We start from the raw sequence: 16,678 nt of genomic DNA, 5'->3' as shown, positions 1-16,678 counted from the left end.
TCCCGCAGACGGGCAGAGCCTCGACGACAAGTTGGCGCAGCGGGTCGATGAACTCGCACTGCTCGTCGGCGCTACGAGCGCCGGATTGATTCAGCGCGGAATCCGCTGCGGAGTTCAGGACGGGAGCGCGGTGCAAAGCGACACGGCCCCCGAGACAAAGGTCGCGGGCTGGAGGAGGATCGCGTCCTTCATCGGCTTGTTGGCGATTGTGCAGGCCGCGGTCCCGCGTTTCTCACCCTGGGAGCCTACGATCGCATAGTCGATGATCGTCGACACCGATCCATAGGCCGGGATCTTGCCGCCCAGGCCGGTGAAGAGACCTTTCTTCGTGGTCGCGGTGTAGGCGGCATCGACATTGAGCAGATAGATGATCGGATGATCGGCGGGCGATGTGTAAAGCTGGCGCTGCCGGTCGATCATGCTCGCGGCAATGGTCCCGCCGCTGTCGACGAGAAGCGTGTCACGCAGCGTCTTGTACGCGTCGATCGCAGCCTTGAGCTTGTCGCCGGCAGCCTTGATCTTCTTCGCTTGCGCCGTCTTCGTGGCGCGACCGGCATAGAAAGGGAGATATTCGGTGTCATAGGCCGACTGCGCGCTCTTTAGCTCGCTGGCGAGCGGGGCGAGCAGCGCATCGGCGAGCGCGGCGCCATCGGCGACCCCGAGCGAGGCGTAAGCCCCATATTTGGCTTCGGCGAGCGCCGCCGCGACACCCGCGCGCGCGTCATGCTCGTCGAAACTGACCGTTCCGCCTGCGAGAGTCGTATCGGTCTTGAAAAGCGGAATGGCGGTGGCGACAAGCGTCGCGATCGCCGCCGCCGCGGGAAGGAATGCCATCTTTGTCGACTTGGTGTCGGCCCAGGCGGCGTTCGCGGCCTCCAGCTCGGCAAGACGTTTCGCGCGCTCTTCCTTGAACAGAATATATTGTGCGACCGACGGCGGAGTGCTGCCCCAGACGATCACGGGCTTGGTCGTCGTCGCCGCCGGATAGCCGGCGTCGCGGAGCGCGTCGACGATGCGGGTCGAGGCGCCTGCGAGCGCGGCTTTCGAGAGCAGCACGCCCTCGGCTGTTTTCTCGCCGCCCGACACGCTCGCCGAACCGCCCGAGGCGCCGCGCAGCACGTTGAACAAGGCATTGTCGGCCTCGATCCGCGCCTTCTCCATATCGACCTTCGCCTTTTCGGTCTCGATCTGGATCTTGGCGATTTCGGCCGAGGTCTTCTGATCGGCGAGCGTCTGCGCCGAGGTGCCCGGTACGAGCGCGAATGCCGCGCAACCCGCAGCGAATATGCATGTCGATTTCATGTTGATGCCCTTCCCCCCACCGGCGAGCCGGCCTTCTAACGCTGGCTATCGCGCCGGCAGACGGTCCGCAAGACAAGCGCCCGATATGGATGCAAAAGCTGGCCGGCCAGCAGCCAATCTTTAGGCAGGCGAAGCGATTGCCGAATTTTGCCGCAGCCCGTCTCTTCAGAGACTGGCGGCGGTCGCAGTTCCTTTCTCCATGATGCTGCGATGGCGCGCCGTCATGAGGTAACGGGAACCAGTCTCACGACATGGATCTCCGCCTTGATCATGCAGACCAATGGCACGTCGCCGCGATGCGGGTGGCCTGTTCCGGACCATCTGATCCGGTAAGGCTCGACGGTGAACGTCTCTATCTTGCAATCGCCATTCTGCCCGTTGGTGACGGCCGGCTTCTCGGGCATGACCGCATTGTCGTCGAGGACCCAGCCCTGCTCGCGCATCTCATCCTGCATGATGAGCGCGTCGGCGGATTCGAGCGGGCGGGGCAGCCCGGCATTCGGCTTCGGCACGCGCGGATTATATCTGCCTTCTTCCCGCCGCGACCGCTCGAACTGCAAAAAACCGTTGCCGGCAAAGGTGAATTTCTTTGCTGTATCGTCCCAACGGACGCTGCGCCGTTCCCACCGATAGTCGATTTCGGCGGGATACGTGATCGTCCGCGCCTTATGTTCATTGGGGACGTCGATAATGATCGGCTGTGACCGCTTCAATCGCCTGAACGTAATTTCGCAGGTTCCGAGCGGTTTGCGGAACCACCAGTTCCAGTTGTTGATGAGGCCTCCAACGATGCGAAGGTCCGACTTTGCGGGATCGCAGCTGTTGGTGAGCGGCTCGGCGTTGCTGAATATGATGGGACCGGTGAGATAGATTTCTCTCTTTGACGCACCGCCTGCCGGAACCCATTTGAGCTCGAGCTGGAAACGATCGTCGGTATTGGGCACCTTTTTAAGCGTGTCGAACAATTCGGTCGAATTGCCGTCCAGACAAGTTTTTGCGAGCGCTGCCTTGGTCGGATCTCCCTCGACGAGGCGATATTGCAGGATTTCGGACCGATCGATCATCAGCGTCCGCGATCTCTGGATCGCCGCCATCTTGTTCTTCTTACGCGAGAAGTCGCCTTTCACCTGGGTGATGATATCGCCAGCGGGCAGCGGCATGCTGAAGCTGCCGCTCGTATCGGACGCCGACTGCGATGACTGGGCGAAGGTGTTGATATCGATGATGCTCAGCTGGCTGTCGACGTCGAGCGACACGGTCCGGTTGAGGTCCTTCAACAAGAGACCGCAATCGGCGGCGAAGACGGGAGCCGATACCGAGAGCCCGACAGCGAGTAAAATTCCTTTTATTACTGGGCGTAACATAGCAACCCCCTACAACTGACCGGCGCTTTAATATCGCATTATCAGAAAATAGGGAAGATGTAGGCGCGAGAGACTATGCCGGTTTGGATCAAATGGGACCATGCGGCAGCGCTGAAGGTCCGGGAAGTAGCGCAGATATGCTACTGGCGGCGGCGGAGCTAAGCGCTCCGTCCAATCTCGATCGCCCATCGGCACGCCAGCATCATCATGCCTCCGGTTTGGTGGTCGAAGGCAAGGATGAATCCGCGACATTGATCGAAAGCATCCAGCGTGCCGAGAAGCGGCTCGCATAGGGCGCCGCCGAATCGAGCTTGCGCGAACTGCCCCGCTGCGCGTCCGCCGCCCATGCCGTTATGCGGATATCGTCGATGCCGAGAACCTCCTCGAGGAGATAGCCGGCGCGAACGCGCAAGATTTTTTCGCTGCTGGCGCTCACGGTCGCGATAATGGCATCGAGATGCTTGAGGGCGTGGCGCCGCCAAACATCGATGACCGCCTCGATACCGCCGCACCAGTCGGGTTTGTCCAAGGCATCGCGAAAGGTTTCGCCGATAGCCGCCGCGCGCAATTCGCCGCGCTGCTCCATGACGATCGGATGGCGCATCTCATGGCGATGCACGACGCGGCCGCGGACGTCCCGATGCGGCACCGGGCGGGTTGGACGGAAAGGCAATTCATCGGCCTCGATCTCTTCAAAAGGCCAGCCCATGACGCTTTCGACTATTGCATTCGCCTGTTGCTGCCATTGCGCCCGCTCGGGTGTGACGAGATGAACTTCCGGCGGTTCCGGAGCAAGACCGTGAAAGGAAAGCGCGCTTCCGTGCGAAAGGCAGGCGAAAGGATCGGCTGCGAGCATGACCGAAACGGTGCCGGCAGGCGCAACGGTGAAGAGCGTCGAGGAGAAATCTTCGTCGCGAGGCAACCTCCTTTCGTCCTGCCATTCGGGATCGCAGGTCGCTTCGGATACAAGATTGCGCGCGCGGCGGTATGTGAGGTTGCGATTGCGCGGCGGAATGGGAATGCCGGCATAGCCGCGGTCGGCGAAGAGCTTTCGCGCCAATATATATAGCCCGAATTCGCTGATGACGGACACGCCCGAATCGCGCGCCATACGGACCAATATCTCGGCTGCTGGTTTCATCACTTCATCGGCTAGGCAAATGTCCTAAGGACATTTGCCTAGCCGATGAACATATGTCAATCGAGATCACGACGGACGACATTCGATGGCTGTCCTAAGGACAGCCATCGAATGTCGTCCCGTGTCAATCCCAAATCGCTTTTCACAACCGGACATCGAACCGGACATTCTTCCGGACCATCCCCAAGGAGGATACTCTTCTTAGTCCCGAGAAACAGCCATTTTTGCCTTCTTAAGCAATAGACATTAAAGCGGACATCCATGAACCAGGATCGCAGTGAAACAATCGATATTATGCAGCCGATGCGAATCGGCGAGGGATCGCCGCGCCTGCCCCCTCTCCGCGACCTGTCGGTCGATCTCGCTGCCAAGGCGGCTGCCTTTCGGAGCAGCCTGCCCCCCGAGATCCAGACCGCCCTTGCCCATCTCGTCCGGGCGATGAACTGCTATTACAGCAATCTTATCGAAGGACATGACACGCACCCGGTCGATATCGAACGGGCCCTCAACAATGATTTCAGCGACAATCCCGAGCAGCGCGACCTCCAGCTCGAAGCGCGCGCGCATATCGCCGTGCAGGAATGGATCGACGCAGGCGGCCTTGCCGGGCGCGCCCAAACTGTCGAGGGACTTCGCGAAACCCATGCCCGCTTCTGCGAGCATCTGCCCGAAAGCCTGCTCTGGGCCGAGATGCCGGGCGGCGAACGGCTGCGCGTCGAGCCGGGCGCGCTGCGCACCCGCGATGTCCAGGTCGGACGGCATGTTGCGATCAGCCCGGGCGCCGTGCCTCGCTTTCTCGAACATTTCGAATGGGCTTATCGGCGACTTGGACGCAGCGATGCGATCATCGCCGTCGCGGCGGCGCATCACCGCTTTGTCTGGATCCATCCCTTTCTCGACGGCAACGGCCGCGTTGCGCGGCTGATGTCGCACGCGATGCTGCTCGAGACCCTCGACACCGGCGGCGTCTGGTCGGTCGCTCGCGGCCTCGGGCGTACCGCGCAGGATTATAAGCGCCATCTCGCCGCCTGCGACCTGCCCCGCCGAAATGATCTCGATGGTCGCGGCGCGCTTAGCGAAGAGGAGCTGGCGTCCTTCACGGGATATTTCCTGCAGATTTGCATCGACCAGGTCGACTTCATGCAGGGCCTCGTCGATCCCAACCGGCTGCGGACCCGCATTCATCGATGGATTGAGGAAGAAGCCGCACTCGGCAATCTGCCGCTCAAGGCGGGCGCGATTATCGACGCGATCCTCTATCGCGGCGAGCTTCCACGCAGCGAACTCGATGCCGTCGTCGGAACCGGGGATCGTCAGGCGCGCCGCATCGCGAGCAGCCTGCTAGATCTTGGCGTCGTCGTTTCCGAGAGCAGCCGCGCACCGCTCCGGATGGCTTTTCCCGCTGCATTGGCTTCGCGCTGGATGCCCGGTCTCTTCCCCGAAAAGGCCTAGGGTTCGCTGCCACCCGCACGCTTGATCAGGAAAATAGGGCCGCCAACCATCGGCACGGCATCGGGCGCGGCCGGTTCGCTGCGCCTGTCGCCCCGCGGCCCGCCGACCTGCGCCAGATAGGCCCGTGTCTCGGCGGGCAAGCGGCTCCGCCCAGAAAGCACCGACGCATAGCGGGCGGGTCCCGCATTATAGGCTGCAAACAGCCCGGGATAACCGAAGCGATCGTGCATCAGCCGCAGATAGAGCGTGCCCGCCAATATATTGTCGCGCGGCGCGTGCGGATCGTGCCCCAATCCGAGCCGCGCGCGCATGTCCGCCCAAGTCCCCGGCATTAGTTGCATGAGCCCCATCGCGCCCGCCGAACTGACGATCGGCCGCCCGCCGAGCGACAGCCGCCCGCCGCTCTCGGCGCGTATCACGCGCTCAATCCACACAACTGGCACGCCGAACCGCGCCGACGCTTCCTCGACATAGGACCGCCAACGCGCGACCGGATCGGCGCGCGCGGCGAAATTCCCGCCAAGCAGGCATACAAGACAAAGCAGCAGCCTCAGCGCCGCCACAACAGCACCGCCTCGCCCATCACATCGGCCGCCGGGCTCACCCCGAAATAGCGTCCGTCGAACGACGCCGGGCTATCCGTCATCAACAGGAACGCATCGCCCTCGACAAGCTCGACACAGCCCGACCACCAGGGCATCGGCCGCCCGAGGCCGTCATGAGCCACACGCCTCGCAACCCGCCGACCGTTCACGGTCACATCCGAGCCCGAAGCGCAGACGATATCGCCCGACACAGCGGCGACGCGCTTCACCAATGGCACATTCATCGGCAGGTAGCGTCGCCGCGCGGCAAACAATCGCAGCCCCGACGGAACGCGCGCCGCGACCATATCGCCGCGCGCAAGCCGACCAGCACTGCCCACGAAATAGAGCCCCACCGGTGCACTCGCGCTCACATTCCATAACAGCAGAGGCCGCGGCCGCGCGATGAGGCTTCCGAGGACAAGCAGGATCACGGCAAACGCGACCAGCGTCCAGCGCGAGCGCTTGATCGATTCGCGCGCCCGTATCGCATTCACACGCCGCCCGTCATTCGCATCCGCCGTCATATCGCCTCCACATCCGCGCGCGGCAGGTCTGCCACGGGCCTGCCCTACGCAACCACCTCACGCCATCGCTAGCGGCAATCTTCAGCCCTTCGGTCCGCAGCGCCGGCCAGGATCGCCCTCGGCCCGCCGCGCCACATCGCCTGTGCCCCTGCCACGAGCCGCCGCGCGCGCGACTTGGCCCACTCGCCGTCTCCCGGCCACTCGCCCGCGCGCACCAGCCCGTCCCCGATCGCGCGAAGCGAGGCTCCTTCGGCAAGCGCATCGATCGTGCGCAGCAGCAGGATCGGCCGCGCTATGCCGCGAGACATCCCCGAAGCTGCAAGCACCCCGCTCGCATAATAGTGCCAGAGCCGCCCGAGCTCGGTGAGCCGAAGCGGCAGCTCCGGTGTCAGCTCGAGTTCGAAGCGGAGCGCCGCGAGCGAGCCGCCCAAGTCATCCTCCACATCGATGCGTATACCGCTAAGCGGGTCGCCGACGACGATATGCACCATACCCACGCCCGCGACACTCAGAACCGGCGAGGGAATTGCGGAAGCCGCCCGCTGCACCCGGCGTCCCCATTGTCGCGCGCTCAAAACCAAGGGATCGGCGGCGCGCGTCCATATGAGGCGTGCGGCGGACGCACTGCACCCCGGATCCTCGGCGAAAGTGCAGCCCCCACCGCGCGGCGAAGGCCGCGCCGGCTGACGGCAGCGCCGCCCGATCATCATCCCTAGCCGCCGGCGCACGCAGCGCCGCCTCGGCATAGGCAGGATCGCGGCGGAGCAATTCCCAGGCGAGGCCGCGCGCGCCGCAACCGGTAAGGCCGGCATAAGCGCGCACATCGCGCCAACTCCCCGGCGGCAGGACGCGCCGGGTTTCAATCGCCGTCACGGCCGCCTGCCTCACGCTGACCCGCGACATAGGCCGCAAGCCCTTCGGCCTGCGACGGCAGCAGCGCGTCGACCGCCGCGACATGACCCAGAAAATCGCCGACGAGCAGTTCGGATGGACAGCGGCCCTCGACATTGCCGAGATTGGGACGGTGCTGCGCATAGCCGACGAGCCTCGCGAGATCGGGATCGAAACCCCGCGCGGCCTCGGGCGGATAGACCAGCCATTGCAGTTCGAAGGGCTTCAACCAGCCGAGGCAGTAGGAGACGACGATTCCGCGCCGCGGAGCATCGCTGACATTCGCCCCGGCGCCGTGCAACGTGCCGCCGAGCCAGAGCAGGGCATCACCCGGCCCGCACTCCGCGAACACGGCCTCTTCCTCGGCATATTCGACCTCGGGTGGCACCGCATGACTGCCGGGCCAGAGCCGTGTCGCGCCATTTTCCATGGTAAACGGCACAAGCGGCCACATCACATTCAGCTGAAAGTGCTGCGCACCCTTCACCGCCGGCCAGAGATCATGATCGCGGTGCGGGATTTGGGCGAGCGCGCCGGGATGGATTTCGATGGCCTGGGTGAGATTGAGCGCGATCCGGTCGCAGCCCGGCAGCAGCATCGCCTCGGCGAGCGGCAGGATCGCCGGGTGCATCACGAGACCCTGCGTCACCGGTGCGCGCGTCAGCAACCGCCCGAACCGCTTCGTCTGCTCCCCGAAGAAATCGCCGACACAAAAGGGCGTCGCCGCAAAATCGCCCTCAAGCATCGCATCGATCCCCGCGATCACGCCAGGGGGCATCAGATGGCGAACGACGCAATAGCCGTCACGCTCCAATCGCACCGGCGCGCTGTCGGGGGAGAATCGACCGCTCATGCCGCAGCGCCGTCGGCTAGCACGCAGATATCGTTCGCTTCGAGCTGTGCCGGCGTTCCCGCGTCGATATGGATGGCAAAGGCGCCGAGCCTCCCGCCGCCCATGTCGATCCCCGGTCCGAGCGCTTCGGCGTTCCAGCCCATCGTCAATATCTGCTCGCGGAAGCGCGCGGTCACGACGCCGGTGAAGGTCCGAATACCTTGCGCCAGCGCATGATCGACCATCACGCGGATGAGCCCATTGCGCAGGCGCCGCCGCTCGGGCGCGAGCACGCTCGCCGGCAAACACAGCCGCGTGATCTCGAAAATATCGGCACCCACCGGCACACCGTCCGGGCAGAGCCGCTCGAACATCGAGCCCAGCAAATGCGGTCGCACCGTCGGCAGCAGCCGCAGCGAAGCACGATGCGCGCCGAGTGCGTCGGCCGCGACGATGTAGGTCGCATAAGCGTCGTCGAAGCGATCGATCTCGAAGCGCTCGTCGACGATGTTCAAATCCCAGTCGAGGAGATCGATGAAGAGGCGCTTGCGCGCTTCGAACATCGATTCGAGCAGCGGCTGGTCGGCGTCATGGCCGATGCCTTCGATTATGCGGATCATATAAGCTCCCGTGGTTGCGATGCGCACCAGGAGAGCAGGATTTCGGCGGCCCCATAATTCAGCCGATCGGTGGACTTGACGGCTGGAAAAAGCCCAAACGTCAGTCCACGAGATAGAGATATTGACTTGGGTTGACCTCGTGCATGCCGACCTCGCCGTCGAGTACCGCAGCGACGACGAGCTGGGTTCGCGTGAGCACATCGTAGATGCCCATGGCCTGCAGAAGATAGGTTTTGACCGTGGCAAGGCCGATCCCGAGGATCTGGGCGATTTCGCTGTTCGTCTTGCCATGGCCGACAAGGACGACGCATTCGCGCTGGCGCGGCCGAAGCCTCGCTGCACGCACATCGCGAAGCCGCCCCTTGAGCAGGATACGCCGCGCGGCCTGGAAGGAGAAGCTGCCGATGAGCTGCGCGACGCCGACATAGCGGCGAACGCACGCCGGCGCGCGGGGTCCACTGAAATTGCACGAGCCGCTGCGCTCGCCGAGGACATAGGCGGGAACGGTGATGCCGTTGTCGACGCCGGCGCGGGCCCCGGCTTCGAGGAAGCGGCAATGCCGCGGATTGAGCTTGATGAGGCGCGGGATTTCCGACCAGCAGAAGCAAGCGCTCGACGCGAGACAGGCGTGAACGACCGGATCGTCGCGATGGAGCTGCTCGGCGACATAGCGTTCGGCAAAGCCATCGGGATAATTTTGCATATGAATGAGCCCGGGTGCACGGTCCCGCGCATCGGCGTGATGGATCATCGCATAATGACGAAAGCCCATATAATGGGCGACGGCTTCGAGCAGGCGCTCGACCGTCTCGAGCGACGTGGCTTTCTGGATTTCCTCGATGAACTCGTGCGCGAAGCAAAGCGCTTCGAGCGGATCGCGATCCAGCATTATCCCTGTTTCTCCGGGCGCAGCGCACGAGAGGGGGGAAAGCGGCGCCGCGACAAAGACTTAACGAACGAGCGCCGACGATCCGGAAAGACTGGTTACAATATTGTGCCGAGCTCGGCCCCGTCCCCACGATGCGCCGTCGCCAACCGGCCAGCAGGACCGGTCCCCCTCAAAGGACGAATGCCGAGGACAATACGCGCCTCGCCCCGCTCTCCCTTCCGCGATCGGCTACCCGCGCAAGGGTCGCCGGCATCGCCACCGCGTTTCCCACCGGCAAAGGCAAGACCACTCCATCCGGCCTCGTCGGGCAGAGACGAATAGACATCGACGAGGCAGCACCGCGCGCGGTGAAGATGTTTTTCGACGAGACTGCGGCTGACCCCGAGCAGGGCAGCGCACTCGTCCTGTGAATGGCCCTCGATATAATGGTGATAGAAGCAGAGCCGCGCCCGCACCGGCAGGCGCGCCAGCGCCCGGTCTCCCCGCGCCCAGAGGTCGCGGGCTTCCAGAGCAGACTCCAGCGCAACATGGCCGCACGCGAATTTGTCGAGCACATCGATCTCGCCCACCGGTTCGATGGCGACGATCGCGGCGCGCCGGCTCCAGTCATAGGCGAGGCGCAGCGCCGTCCGGATAAAATAAGCGCAAGGATGATGGATCTTCGCGAAGTCGGCGCGCTCCAATAGGCGTAGCAGCGCTTCGGCGATCATGTCATCGACATCGTCCAACTCAGGATAGCGCAGCTCCAGAGCGTCGCTAACGGCCCCGATATGCGGGACGCACATTGCGGCAACCCATTCGGCGCGCTGTCTCAGCCGCGTCTCGTGCCGTGGCCAGGCCGATGCGGCAGTAACGCCACCAACCTTGCCGCCATCTGCATCCGCAAGGCGAGATGAAACCCGCTTGACCGGCAGATCGGTGCCGCAGCCGGCCATCAGCCGATCGCGCGCGCCGACGCTTCGAACCCCGCACTGCGCAGCGCCTCGATCACGCGCGTGCCATGGCCCGAGTCCTGAAGCTCGACGACGAGATCGAGCGCCGCACGCTTGGGATTGAGCGCAAGGCTCATCCGTTCGTGCGCGACGTCGACGATGTTCGCGCCCTCGCCCGCGAGCAGCGTAGCCAATGTCGCCAGCGCTCCCGGCTGGTCCGATATCGGCACGTCGATCCGCATCAGAGCACCCGACCGGATGAGGTCGCGCAGGATCACATTGGCAAAGATGCGTGCGTCAATATTGCCGCCGGTGAGGGGCACCGCGACCCGCATCCCGGCAAAACGCAGCTTGTGCTCGAGCACCGCGGCGAGCCCCGCCGCGCCCGCGCCCTCGCACACGGTCTTCTCGACCGACTGCAACAGCGCAATCGCGCGCTCGATCGAGGCTTCCTCGACGACCAGGATTTCGTCTACGAACTCGGCGACGATCCGCCGCGTGAGCGCACCCGCAACTTTGACCGCGATGCCCTCGGCGATCGTCACCCCGTCGGGCAGCACGCCTTCTTCACCCGCCATCGCGCGCGCCATCGACGGATAGACCGAAGACTGGACCCCGATCACTTTGATCTGCGGATTGATCGCCTTGGCAGCGATCGCGACCCCCGAGACGAGCCCGCCGCCGCCGACCGGAACGACGATCACGTCCAGCGCTTCGACCGCCCGGCATATCTCGATGCCGAGCGTCCCCTGCCCCGCGATGACCTCGCCATCGTCATAGGGATGGATCATCGTCAGCCCGAAATTCTTCGAATGCTTTTCGGCGACCTCATAGGATTCGACGAGGTTCGCGCCCGAAACGAAAACCTTCGCGCCATGCTCACGCGTCCGCGCGATCTTTGTCAAAGGCGTGCCTTCGGGCATGACGATCGTCGCGCGGATGCCGAGGCGTGCGGCATGATAGGCGACGCCCTGCGCATGATTGCCCGCCGACATCGCGACGACGCCCGACGCCTTCTCGCGCGGGAGCAAGCCCAGAAGTTTGTTCAAGGCCCCCCGCTCCTTGAAGCTCGCGGTGAACTGATGATTCTCGAACTTCAGGAAAATCTCGCAGCCGCAGATGCGCGAGAGCGTGTGGCTCACCGCACAGGGCGTCTGGGCGATCTGCCCCGCCATGCGCGTCGCGGCCGCCTCGATATCCGCAAATGTCGGTACGCGCTCGTTCAGCAATATCTGTCTCCAACCCCCAAAAGGCATCGAAGACAGCGGCGCAAAGCAGGTCGCCCCAAGGGCTTGCCGACTGGCCGCATCGCTCCATCACCCCGAACGAGGATGAAGGGAGCCACCACCTTTGCGCAAAAAAGGAGCGCGAGGTTGGCGCGGGCGCGGCTGCGCCCGTCTCCTGATGCAGGCACAAATGACGGTGCCTACCTCATAGACGAGCGAGCCGACGCAAACCGCAACCCACACGAAATAAAATTTCACGCGGGTGTAATTCATTAGCGAAGCCGCTTGCCGTCGGCGTCGATGACACGCACCTCACCGAGCCCGAGCGCACGTATCGGCGCCTCGATCTTCGAGAGGTCCCCGGCGATCACCCAGGTCAGCGGCTTCGCCTTCAGCATATCGGCGCCCGCCGCGTTGACCGCAGCAATATCCGCAGCGGCGATCTTCTGCGCATAGGTCTGATAATAGCCCTGCGGGAGCTCCGCGCCCGCTTCGTCGAGAAGCGCGCCCATGATGCCGCCCGATTTCGACCAGCTGCTCGAGAGGCCGAGGCTCATGCTGTCCTTGGCCTTCGCAAGCTCGTCGGCCGACACCGGCTTGCCGCCGAGCGCGTCTTTCAAGAGGCCGGCGATCTCGGTCATCGATTCCGCGGTCTTGTCGGTCTGCACCGAGGCCTGCGCCGCGAACACCCGGCTGCCGCGCCCTCCCGAGACGCCCGACGAGGCACCATAGGCCCAGCCTTTCTCTTCGCGGAGCTTCATGTTGAGCCGCGAGGTGAAGCCCCCGCCGAACGCGGTGTTGAAGAGGTCGCGCGCGATTTCGTCGCCATCGAGGCGCTTGGGCGCGATTGACGCGGCGCGAATGACCGACTGCGGCGCGCCCGGACGGTCGACGAGATAGACGATCGTCGCCGCCGCAGCGGGTGTTTCGGGGACGATCCGGTCCGGAACCTTCGCCTGCTGCCAAGACGCGAACACCGTCTCGACAAGTGGCTTGATCTCGGCAAGGCTCGTATCGCCGGCGACGACGAGCGTCGCATTGTTCGGCCGCACCCAGCGCCGGTGGAAGATCGAGAGGTCGAGCGGCTTCAGGTTGGCGACATCGGCCTCCTCCAGGAGCCGGCCATAAGGCGAGTCCTTGCCGTACATCAGCATCGGGAACAGGCGTCCCGCTGCCGAGGCGCCGTCCTGGCGGGCCGAGGTGATGCCCGCGATCGTCTGCGCCTTGACGCGATCGACATTCTCAGGCCGATAAGCCGGGTTCAAGACGACGTCGGCATAGATGGCGAGCGCTTCGCGCAAGGTGGGTTTGAGCGCCGACAGCGAGATGCTGCTCTGTTCGTCGTCCAGACCGACCCGGACCTCAAGGTGCAGCGAACCATGCCCGCTCTCGTCACGCCCGACGAATATCCAATCTGGCTGGAAGGCGAAGCAAGGACGACAGGCGGCATTGCGGCGCGCTATTTCGCTGACCCGGACCTTTATCGCGAACCGACCGAGCAGTCGTGGGGAACCGAAACTTCGTAACGGAGCCGGCGTGCACTACCGTTTTGGCAAATAAATCCTCTTCCAGAGAGCTACGAAACTGGCTCTGCCCGCTCGCGCAACGCGCGCCGCAGCATTTTCGGGCTTGGTATTCATCGGCAACAACATTTCGCCATCGCATTCGCGCGCGATGAGGCAGGCGGTGCAAAGCCTGAGCGACGGAACGCCGCGCGGTGTCGTCACCGCCTCCACGATCTGGAAGTCGCCAATGGGTTGGTCGCCGCAGATGGTGCAAATGCTGTGCGACCCTTCGCATTGAAGCGTGAACCGCACCTGCTGCCCGAAGCGCCGCGCGAGGCGGTCGACAATGACGAACCAGATTGGGCTATGCGGTTCGGCGTTGTAAATGGCACGTCTCCCTCTCGCCATTAAGACGAGCGAGGGAGCCTTTCCCGCACTGGGAAAGGCAAATGCCGGCCGTGACTGCGGATGCAACAGCTCCGCCGGCTACTGTCTTCAAAACAGGATTGGCGGCCGATCAACTGCGGCCTTCTCGCGCCGCCTGGCGAGGATCACAAAGACCCAGTTATCGAGAGATGCGGCCGTGCGGCCGATTCAACTGAAGGTTTCGACTCAGATGGCGCAAAACGCGAGCAAATTCCCAACGGCGAGATGGCCCTCTACCGTGGCAAAATTGACATCGAAATGTGGGGCAGAATGTGGGGCAGCATTCCCTGCCATGAGTTTTATCGTTATATTTCAACGATTTAGTGAAGAAAATGGTGGAGCCTAGCGGGATCGAACCGCTGACCTCCTGCATGCCATGCAGGCGCTCTCCCAGCTGAGCTAAGGCCCCGTACCATTCTGGATCGCCCCGGCCAATATTCTTGGCTGCTGCGATCGGGAGGCCGCCTTTACCAGTGCAGGCGACCGATGCAAGGGGCCAAATGCATCATCCGATGCTTTTTTGGCCCCCCGCGAAAATTATCAGGTTTCGACGTCGTCGTCGTCCGCGGTCGCGACGCCCAGATCGTCGTCGCCGCCCAGGTCGACATCATTGTCGGGCGAATCGCTGTCTTCGTCGACATCGACGTCCAGATCCAGATCCTCGTCGACGCCTTCTTCCTTGACGACCTTGCCGGGCTTCTCGATCTGTTCGAACGGCATCGGCTGCTTCGACTTCAGCACCGATTCCGGAATCCAGTTGTAACCGCAATTGATGCAGTTGATCGGGTCGTCCTTGGTCAAATCATAGAATCGGGTTGCGCATTTCGGGCAGCTACGCTTCGTGCCCCATTCAGCCTTGATCATATATGCCTCGTAACCCTTTGGAACAGGATAAAAATATCGGAAGAGCGACGGAAGTTGAATAGCTATCCGTCAAATCGGCGTGCGCCTTGCCAGATTGCAAGGCCGCTGTCAAAAGCCGCACGCCATGACCGATCAAACCGCCACGCCGCGCAGCTTTTCCGCTTCCGTTCCGCTCAAAGGTAGGATCGCGATTCCGGGGGACAAGAGCATCTCGCACCGCTCGCTGATGCTCTCCGCGCTCGCCGTCGGGGAAAGCCGTGTCACCGGCCTGCTCGAAGGGCATGACGTGCTCGCCACCGCCGCCGCGATGCGCGCGATGGGCGCGACGATCGAGCGCCGGAACGACGGCGAATGGCGCATCCACGGCGTCGGCGTCGGCGGACTGCTGCAACCACGCGAAGCGCTCGACATGGGCAACAGCGGCACCTCGACGCGCCTGCTCATGGGCCTCGTCGCAAGCCACCCGATCACCACGACCTTCATCGGCGATGCCAGCCTGTCGGGCCGCCCGATGGGCCGCGTCATCGATCCGCTGTCGCTGATGGGCGCCGACATCAGCGCCTCGCCCGGCGGCCGCCTGCCGCTGATGGTGCGCGGCCTCGCGCCCGCCATCCCCCTCGCCTATCGCTTGCCGATGGCCTCGGCGCAGGTGAAGAGCGCGGTACTGCTCGCAGGTCTCAACACGCCGGGTATTACCGAAGTGATCGAGCCCGTCCCGACCCGCGACCATAGCGAACGCATGCTCAAGGGTTTCGGTGCCGACCTGACCGTCGAATTGGGCGCCGACGGCACCCGCCATATTCGCATCCGCGGCGAGGCCGAGCTGAAGCCGCAGACGATCACCGTCCCCGGCGACCCTTCGTCGGCCGCCTTCTTCATCGTCGCCGCGCTCCTCGTTCCGGGGTCGGACGTCACCATCGCCAATGTCGGCCTCAATCCGACCCGCGCCGGTCTGGTCGAGGTGCTGCAACAGATGGGCGGCAGCATCGAGCTACTCGATGCGCGCGAGGTGGGCGGCGAACCCGTCGCCGACCTCCGCGTCCGCCACAGCGCGCTCAAGGGCATCGCCGTCGACCCCGCCATCGTGCCGAGCATGGTCGACGAGTTCCCGATCCTCTTCGTCGCCGCCGCGCTCGCCGAGGGCCGCACCGTCACGACCGGACTCGATGAGCTGCGCGTCAAGGAAAGCGACCGCATCGCGGTGATGGCCACCGGCCTCCAGGCGATCGGCGCCCGCGTCGAAGAAACCGAAGACGGCCTGATCATCGACGGCACCGGCGGCGACCCGCTTCCCGGCGGCGCGACCATCGCCGGCCACCTCGACCACCGCATCTGCATGAGCTTCGCCGTCGCCGGCCTCGTCGGCAAGGCGCCGGTGACGATCGACGACATCGCCCCCGTCGCGACCAGCTTCCCCAATTTCGAGGAACTGCTCGCGGGCTTGCAGCAATGATCATCGCGGTCGACGGGCCCACCGCGTCGGGCAAGGGCACGATCGCCAAGGGGCTGGCCGCGCATTTCGGCCTGCCCGTGCTCGACACCGGCCTGCTCTATCGCGCGGTCGGTTACCAGACGCAGCTCAACCATGGCGACGCCGACAACGCCGCCGACGCGCTCGCCGCGTGCAGCTTCCCGGGCAGCCTGCTGGACGATCCGGCGCTGCGTTATGAAACCACCGGCGGGCTCGCGAGCCGTGTGTCGATCCATCCCGCCGTGCGTCAGGCGCTGTTCCAGCGCCAGGTCGATTTCGCCAACCAGCCCGGCGGTGCAGTGCTCGACGGGCGCGACATCGGTACGGTTATCGCGCCGCACGCCGATGCCAAGCTGTTCGTCACCGCCAGCCCCGAGGAACGCGCACGCCGCCGTCATGCCGAGATGCTCGCGCGCGGCGTCGACGTCGGTTTCGATGCTGTGCTCGCCGACGTTCACGCCCGCGATGCGCGCGACACCGGCCGCACCAACGCGCCGCTCCTCCGGGCGGAAGACGCCATGCTGCTCGACAACACGGGCATGGCCAAGGACGCCGCACTCGCCGCCGCGATCGCGTTCGTCGAAGAGCGCCGCAAGCGCCGCGCCTGACCGGCCTTTCGACCTTGCCTTGACAGGCTTTGCGGACTATATGC

19 protein-coding genes and 1 tRNA gene are annotated in these 16,678 nt (G+C 64.3%); 5 read left to right on the top strand and 15 right to left on the bottom strand.

Features of this window, described 5'->3' with window-relative positions; genetic code table 11:
* Positions 1–114: 114 nt before the first annotated feature.
* The 3 genes from ATE70_RS02035 to ATE70_RS02025 all read right to left on the bottom strand — a co-directional run bounded on the left by ATE70_RS02035 (position 115) and on the right by ATE70_RS02025 (position 3,810).
* Positions 115–1,302, bottom strand: coding sequence for a hypothetical protein (locus tag ATE70_RS02035; protein WP_058536277.1), 1,188 nt, complete (start codon positions 1,300–1,302; stop codon positions 115–117).
* Positions 1,303–1,523: 221 nt separating this feature from the next.
* Complete coding sequence (locus ATE70_RS02030; RefSeq protein WP_058536276.1) at positions 1,524–2,582, bottom strand: hypothetical protein; 1,059 nt, start codon at positions 2,580–2,582, stop codon at positions 1,524–1,526.
* Positions 2,583–2,871: 289 nt separating this feature from the next.
* Entirely contained in the window at positions 2,872–3,810 is a 939-nt protein-coding gene (locus tag ATE70_RS02025; protein WP_197411353.1) for a hypothetical protein, read from the bottom strand.
* 300 nt (positions 3,811–4,110) lie between these two features.
* Between ATE70_RS02025 and ATE70_RS02020 the strand changes: the two genes are divergently transcribed.
* On the top strand, positions 4,111–5,259 hold the full coding sequence (locus ATE70_RS02020) for a Fic family protein (protein ID WP_231732860.1): 1,149 nt from the start codon (positions 4,111–4,113) through the stop codon (positions 5,257–5,259).
* On the opposite strand, the gene ATE70_RS02015 is transcribed toward ATE70_RS02020, so the two are convergent.
* From ATE70_RS02015 to ATE70_RS01975, 10 genes are all read right to left on the bottom strand, one after another.
* The gene (locus tag ATE70_RS02015) at positions 5,256–5,822 is read right to left on the bottom strand and encodes a lytic transglycosylase domain-containing protein (RefSeq protein ID WP_082639293.1); all 567 of its coding nucleotides are present in this window, start codon (positions 5,820–5,822) and stop codon (positions 5,256–5,258) included. The two genes, ATE70_RS02020 and ATE70_RS02015, sit on opposite strands and share 4 nt — an antisense overlap.
* Positions 5,810–6,370 (bottom strand): S26 family signal peptidase, encoded by a 561-nt coding sequence (locus ATE70_RS02010; protein ID WP_058536273.1) that lies wholly within the window; start codon positions 6,368–6,370, stop codon positions 5,810–5,812. Before ATE70_RS02010 ends, ATE70_RS02015 begins: the two co-directional genes overlap by 13 nt.
* A 68-nt stretch (positions 6,371–6,438) precedes the next feature.
* The gene (locus ATE70_RS24035; RefSeq protein WP_058536272.1) at positions 6,439–6,861 is read right to left on the bottom strand and encodes a DNA -binding domain-containing protein; all 423 of its coding nucleotides are present in this window, start codon (positions 6,859–6,861) and stop codon (positions 6,439–6,441) included.
* Positions 6,830–7,273 carry a transcriptional regulator domain-containing protein gene (locus ATE70_RS25795; protein WP_443028799.1) on the bottom strand — a complete coding sequence of 148 codons (444 nt, stop codon included), beginning with the start codon at positions 7,271–7,273 and terminating at the stop codon, positions 6,830–6,832. The genes ATE70_RS24035 and ATE70_RS25795 overlap by 32 nt, the downstream gene beginning before the upstream one ends.
* Entirely contained in the window at positions 7,230–8,114 is an 885-nt protein-coding gene (locus tag ATE70_RS02000) for a phytanoyl-CoA dioxygenase family protein (protein ID WP_058536271.1), read from the bottom strand. The genes ATE70_RS25795 and ATE70_RS02000 overlap by 44 nt, the downstream gene beginning before the upstream one ends.
* Positions 8,111–8,713, bottom strand: a complete 603-nt coding sequence (locus tag ATE70_RS01995) for an acyl-homoserine-lactone synthase (protein WP_058536510.1) — start codon at positions 8,711–8,713, stop codon at positions 8,111–8,113. Before ATE70_RS01995 ends, ATE70_RS02000 begins: the two co-directional genes overlap by 4 nt.
* A 100-nt stretch (positions 8,714–8,813) precedes the next feature.
* On the bottom strand, positions 8,814–9,602 hold the full coding sequence (locus tag ATE70_RS01990) for a LuxR family transcriptional regulator (protein WP_058536270.1): 789 nt from the start codon (positions 9,600–9,602) through the stop codon (positions 8,814–8,816).
* A gap of 95 nt (positions 9,603–9,697) precedes the next feature.
* Positions 9,698–10,537: an RNA polymerase sigma factor gene (locus ATE70_RS01985; RefSeq protein ID WP_058536269.1), complete on the bottom strand. Its 840-nt coding sequence runs from the start codon at positions 10,535–10,537 to the stop codon at positions 9,698–9,700.
* A complete protein-coding gene (locus ATE70_RS01980; RefSeq protein WP_231732553.1) occupies positions 10,537–11,763 on the bottom strand; it encodes a threonine ammonia-lyase in 1,227 nt (408 codons plus the stop codon). The genes ATE70_RS01985 and ATE70_RS01980 overlap by 1 nt, the downstream gene beginning before the upstream one ends.
* Before the next feature lie 269 nt (positions 11,764–12,032).
* On the bottom strand, positions 12,033–13,061 hold the full coding sequence (locus tag ATE70_RS01975) for a M16 family metallopeptidase (protein ID WP_058536267.1): 1,029 nt from the start codon (positions 13,059–13,061) through the stop codon (positions 12,033–12,035).
* A 78-nt stretch (positions 13,062–13,139) separates the two neighbouring features.
* Between ATE70_RS01975 and ATE70_RS24660 the strand changes: the two genes are divergently transcribed.
* Positions 13,140–13,286: a hypothetical protein gene (locus ATE70_RS24660; RefSeq protein ID WP_156420153.1), complete on the top strand. Its 147-nt coding sequence runs from the start codon at positions 13,140–13,142 to the stop codon at positions 13,284–13,286.
* Positions 13,287–13,733: 447 nt separating this feature from the next.
* Positions 13,734–14,015, top strand: a complete 282-nt coding sequence (locus ATE70_RS24655) for a hypothetical protein (RefSeq protein WP_156419583.1) — start codon at positions 13,734–13,736, stop codon at positions 14,013–14,015.
* Between the two features lie 9 nt (positions 14,016–14,024).
* Here the strand turns inward: ATE70_RS24655 and ATE70_RS01965 are convergent.
* A tRNA-Ala gene (locus ATE70_RS01965) sits at positions 14,025–14,100 on the bottom strand.
* A 131-nt stretch (positions 14,101–14,231) separates the two neighbouring features.
* Positions 14,232–14,555, bottom strand: a complete 324-nt coding sequence (locus ATE70_RS01960) for a TIGR02300 family protein (RefSeq protein ID WP_056370418.1) — start codon at positions 14,553–14,555, stop codon at positions 14,232–14,234.
* 124 nt (positions 14,556–14,679) lie between these two features.
* Between ATE70_RS01960 and aroA the strand changes: the two genes are divergently transcribed.
* A complete protein-coding gene (gene aroA / locus ATE70_RS01955) occupies positions 14,680–16,008 on the top strand; it encodes a 3-phosphoshikimate 1-carboxyvinyltransferase (RefSeq protein ID WP_058536265.1) in 1,329 nt (442 codons plus the stop codon).
* Entirely contained in the window at positions 16,005–16,634 is a 630-nt protein-coding gene (locus ATE70_RS01950; protein ID WP_058536264.1) for a (d)CMP kinase, read from the top strand. The genes aroA and ATE70_RS01950 overlap by 4 nt, the downstream gene beginning before the upstream one ends.
* The last annotated feature ends 44 nt before the right edge of the window (positions 16,635–16,678 follow it).

Origin of the sequence: Sphingopyxis sp. H053 (assembly GCF_001468225.1) — a bacterium.
Taxonomy (GTDB): Bacteria; Pseudomonadota; Alphaproteobacteria; order Sphingomonadales; family Sphingomonadaceae; genus Sphingopyxis.
The sequence above is the reverse complement of the archived record's forward strand: the minus strand, read 5'-3'. Positions and strand labels throughout refer to the sequence as shown.

Bases quoted from the DNA above. Each gene is read 5' to 3' on its own strand.
- ATE70_RS02035 (WP_058536277.1), bottom strand. From the start codon at position 1,302: ATGAAATCGACATGCATATTCGCTGCGGGTTGCGCGGCATTCGCGCTC.
- ATE70_RS02020 (WP_231732860.1), top strand. From the start codon at position 4,111: ATGCGAATCGGCGAGGGATCGCCGCGCCTGCCCCCTCTCCGCGACCTG.
- ATE70_RS02010 (WP_058536273.1), bottom strand. From the start codon at position 6,370: ATGACGGCGGATGCGAATGACGGGCGGCGTGTGAATGCGATACGGGCG.
- ATE70_RS24035 (WP_058536272.1), bottom strand. From the start codon at position 6,861: ATGGTGCATATCGTCGTCGGCGACCCGCTTAGCGGTATACGCATCGAT.
- ATE70_RS25795 (WP_443028799.1), bottom strand. From the start codon at position 7,273: ATGTCGCGGGTCAGCGTGAGGCAGGCGGCCGTGACGGCGATTGAAACC.
- ATE70_RS02000 (WP_058536271.1), bottom strand. From the start codon at position 8,114: ATGAGCGGTCGATTCTCCCCCGACAGCGCGCCGGTGCGATTGGAGCGT.
- ATE70_RS01995 (WP_058536510.1), bottom strand. From the start codon at position 8,713: ATGATCCGCATAATCGAAGGCATCGGCCATGACGCCGACCAGCCGCTG.
- ATE70_RS01990 (WP_058536270.1), bottom strand. From the start codon at position 9,602: ATGCTGGATCGCGATCCGCTCGAAGCGCTTTGCTTCGCGCACGAGTTC.
- ATE70_RS01985 (WP_058536269.1), bottom strand. From the start codon at position 10,537: ATGGCCGGCTGCGGCACCGATCTGCCGGTCAAGCGGGTTTCATCTCGC.
- ATE70_RS24660 (WP_156420153.1), top strand. From the start codon at position 13,140: ATGCCCGCTCTCGTCACGCCCGACGAATATCCAATCTGGCTGGAAGGC.
- ATE70_RS24655 (WP_156419583.1), top strand. From the start codon at position 13,734: ATGCAACAGCTCCGCCGGCTACTGTCTTCAAAACAGGATTGGCGGCCG.
- ATE70_RS01960 (WP_056370418.1), bottom strand. From the start codon at position 14,555: ATGATCAAGGCTGAATGGGGCACGAAGCGTAGCTGCCCGAAATGCGCA.
- aroA (WP_058536265.1), top strand. From the start codon at position 14,680: ATGACCGATCAAACCGCCACGCCGCGCAGCTTTTCCGCTTCCGTTCCG.
- ATE70_RS01950 (WP_058536264.1), top strand. From the start codon at position 16,005: ATGATCATCGCGGTCGACGGGCCCACCGCGTCGGGCAAGGGCACGATC.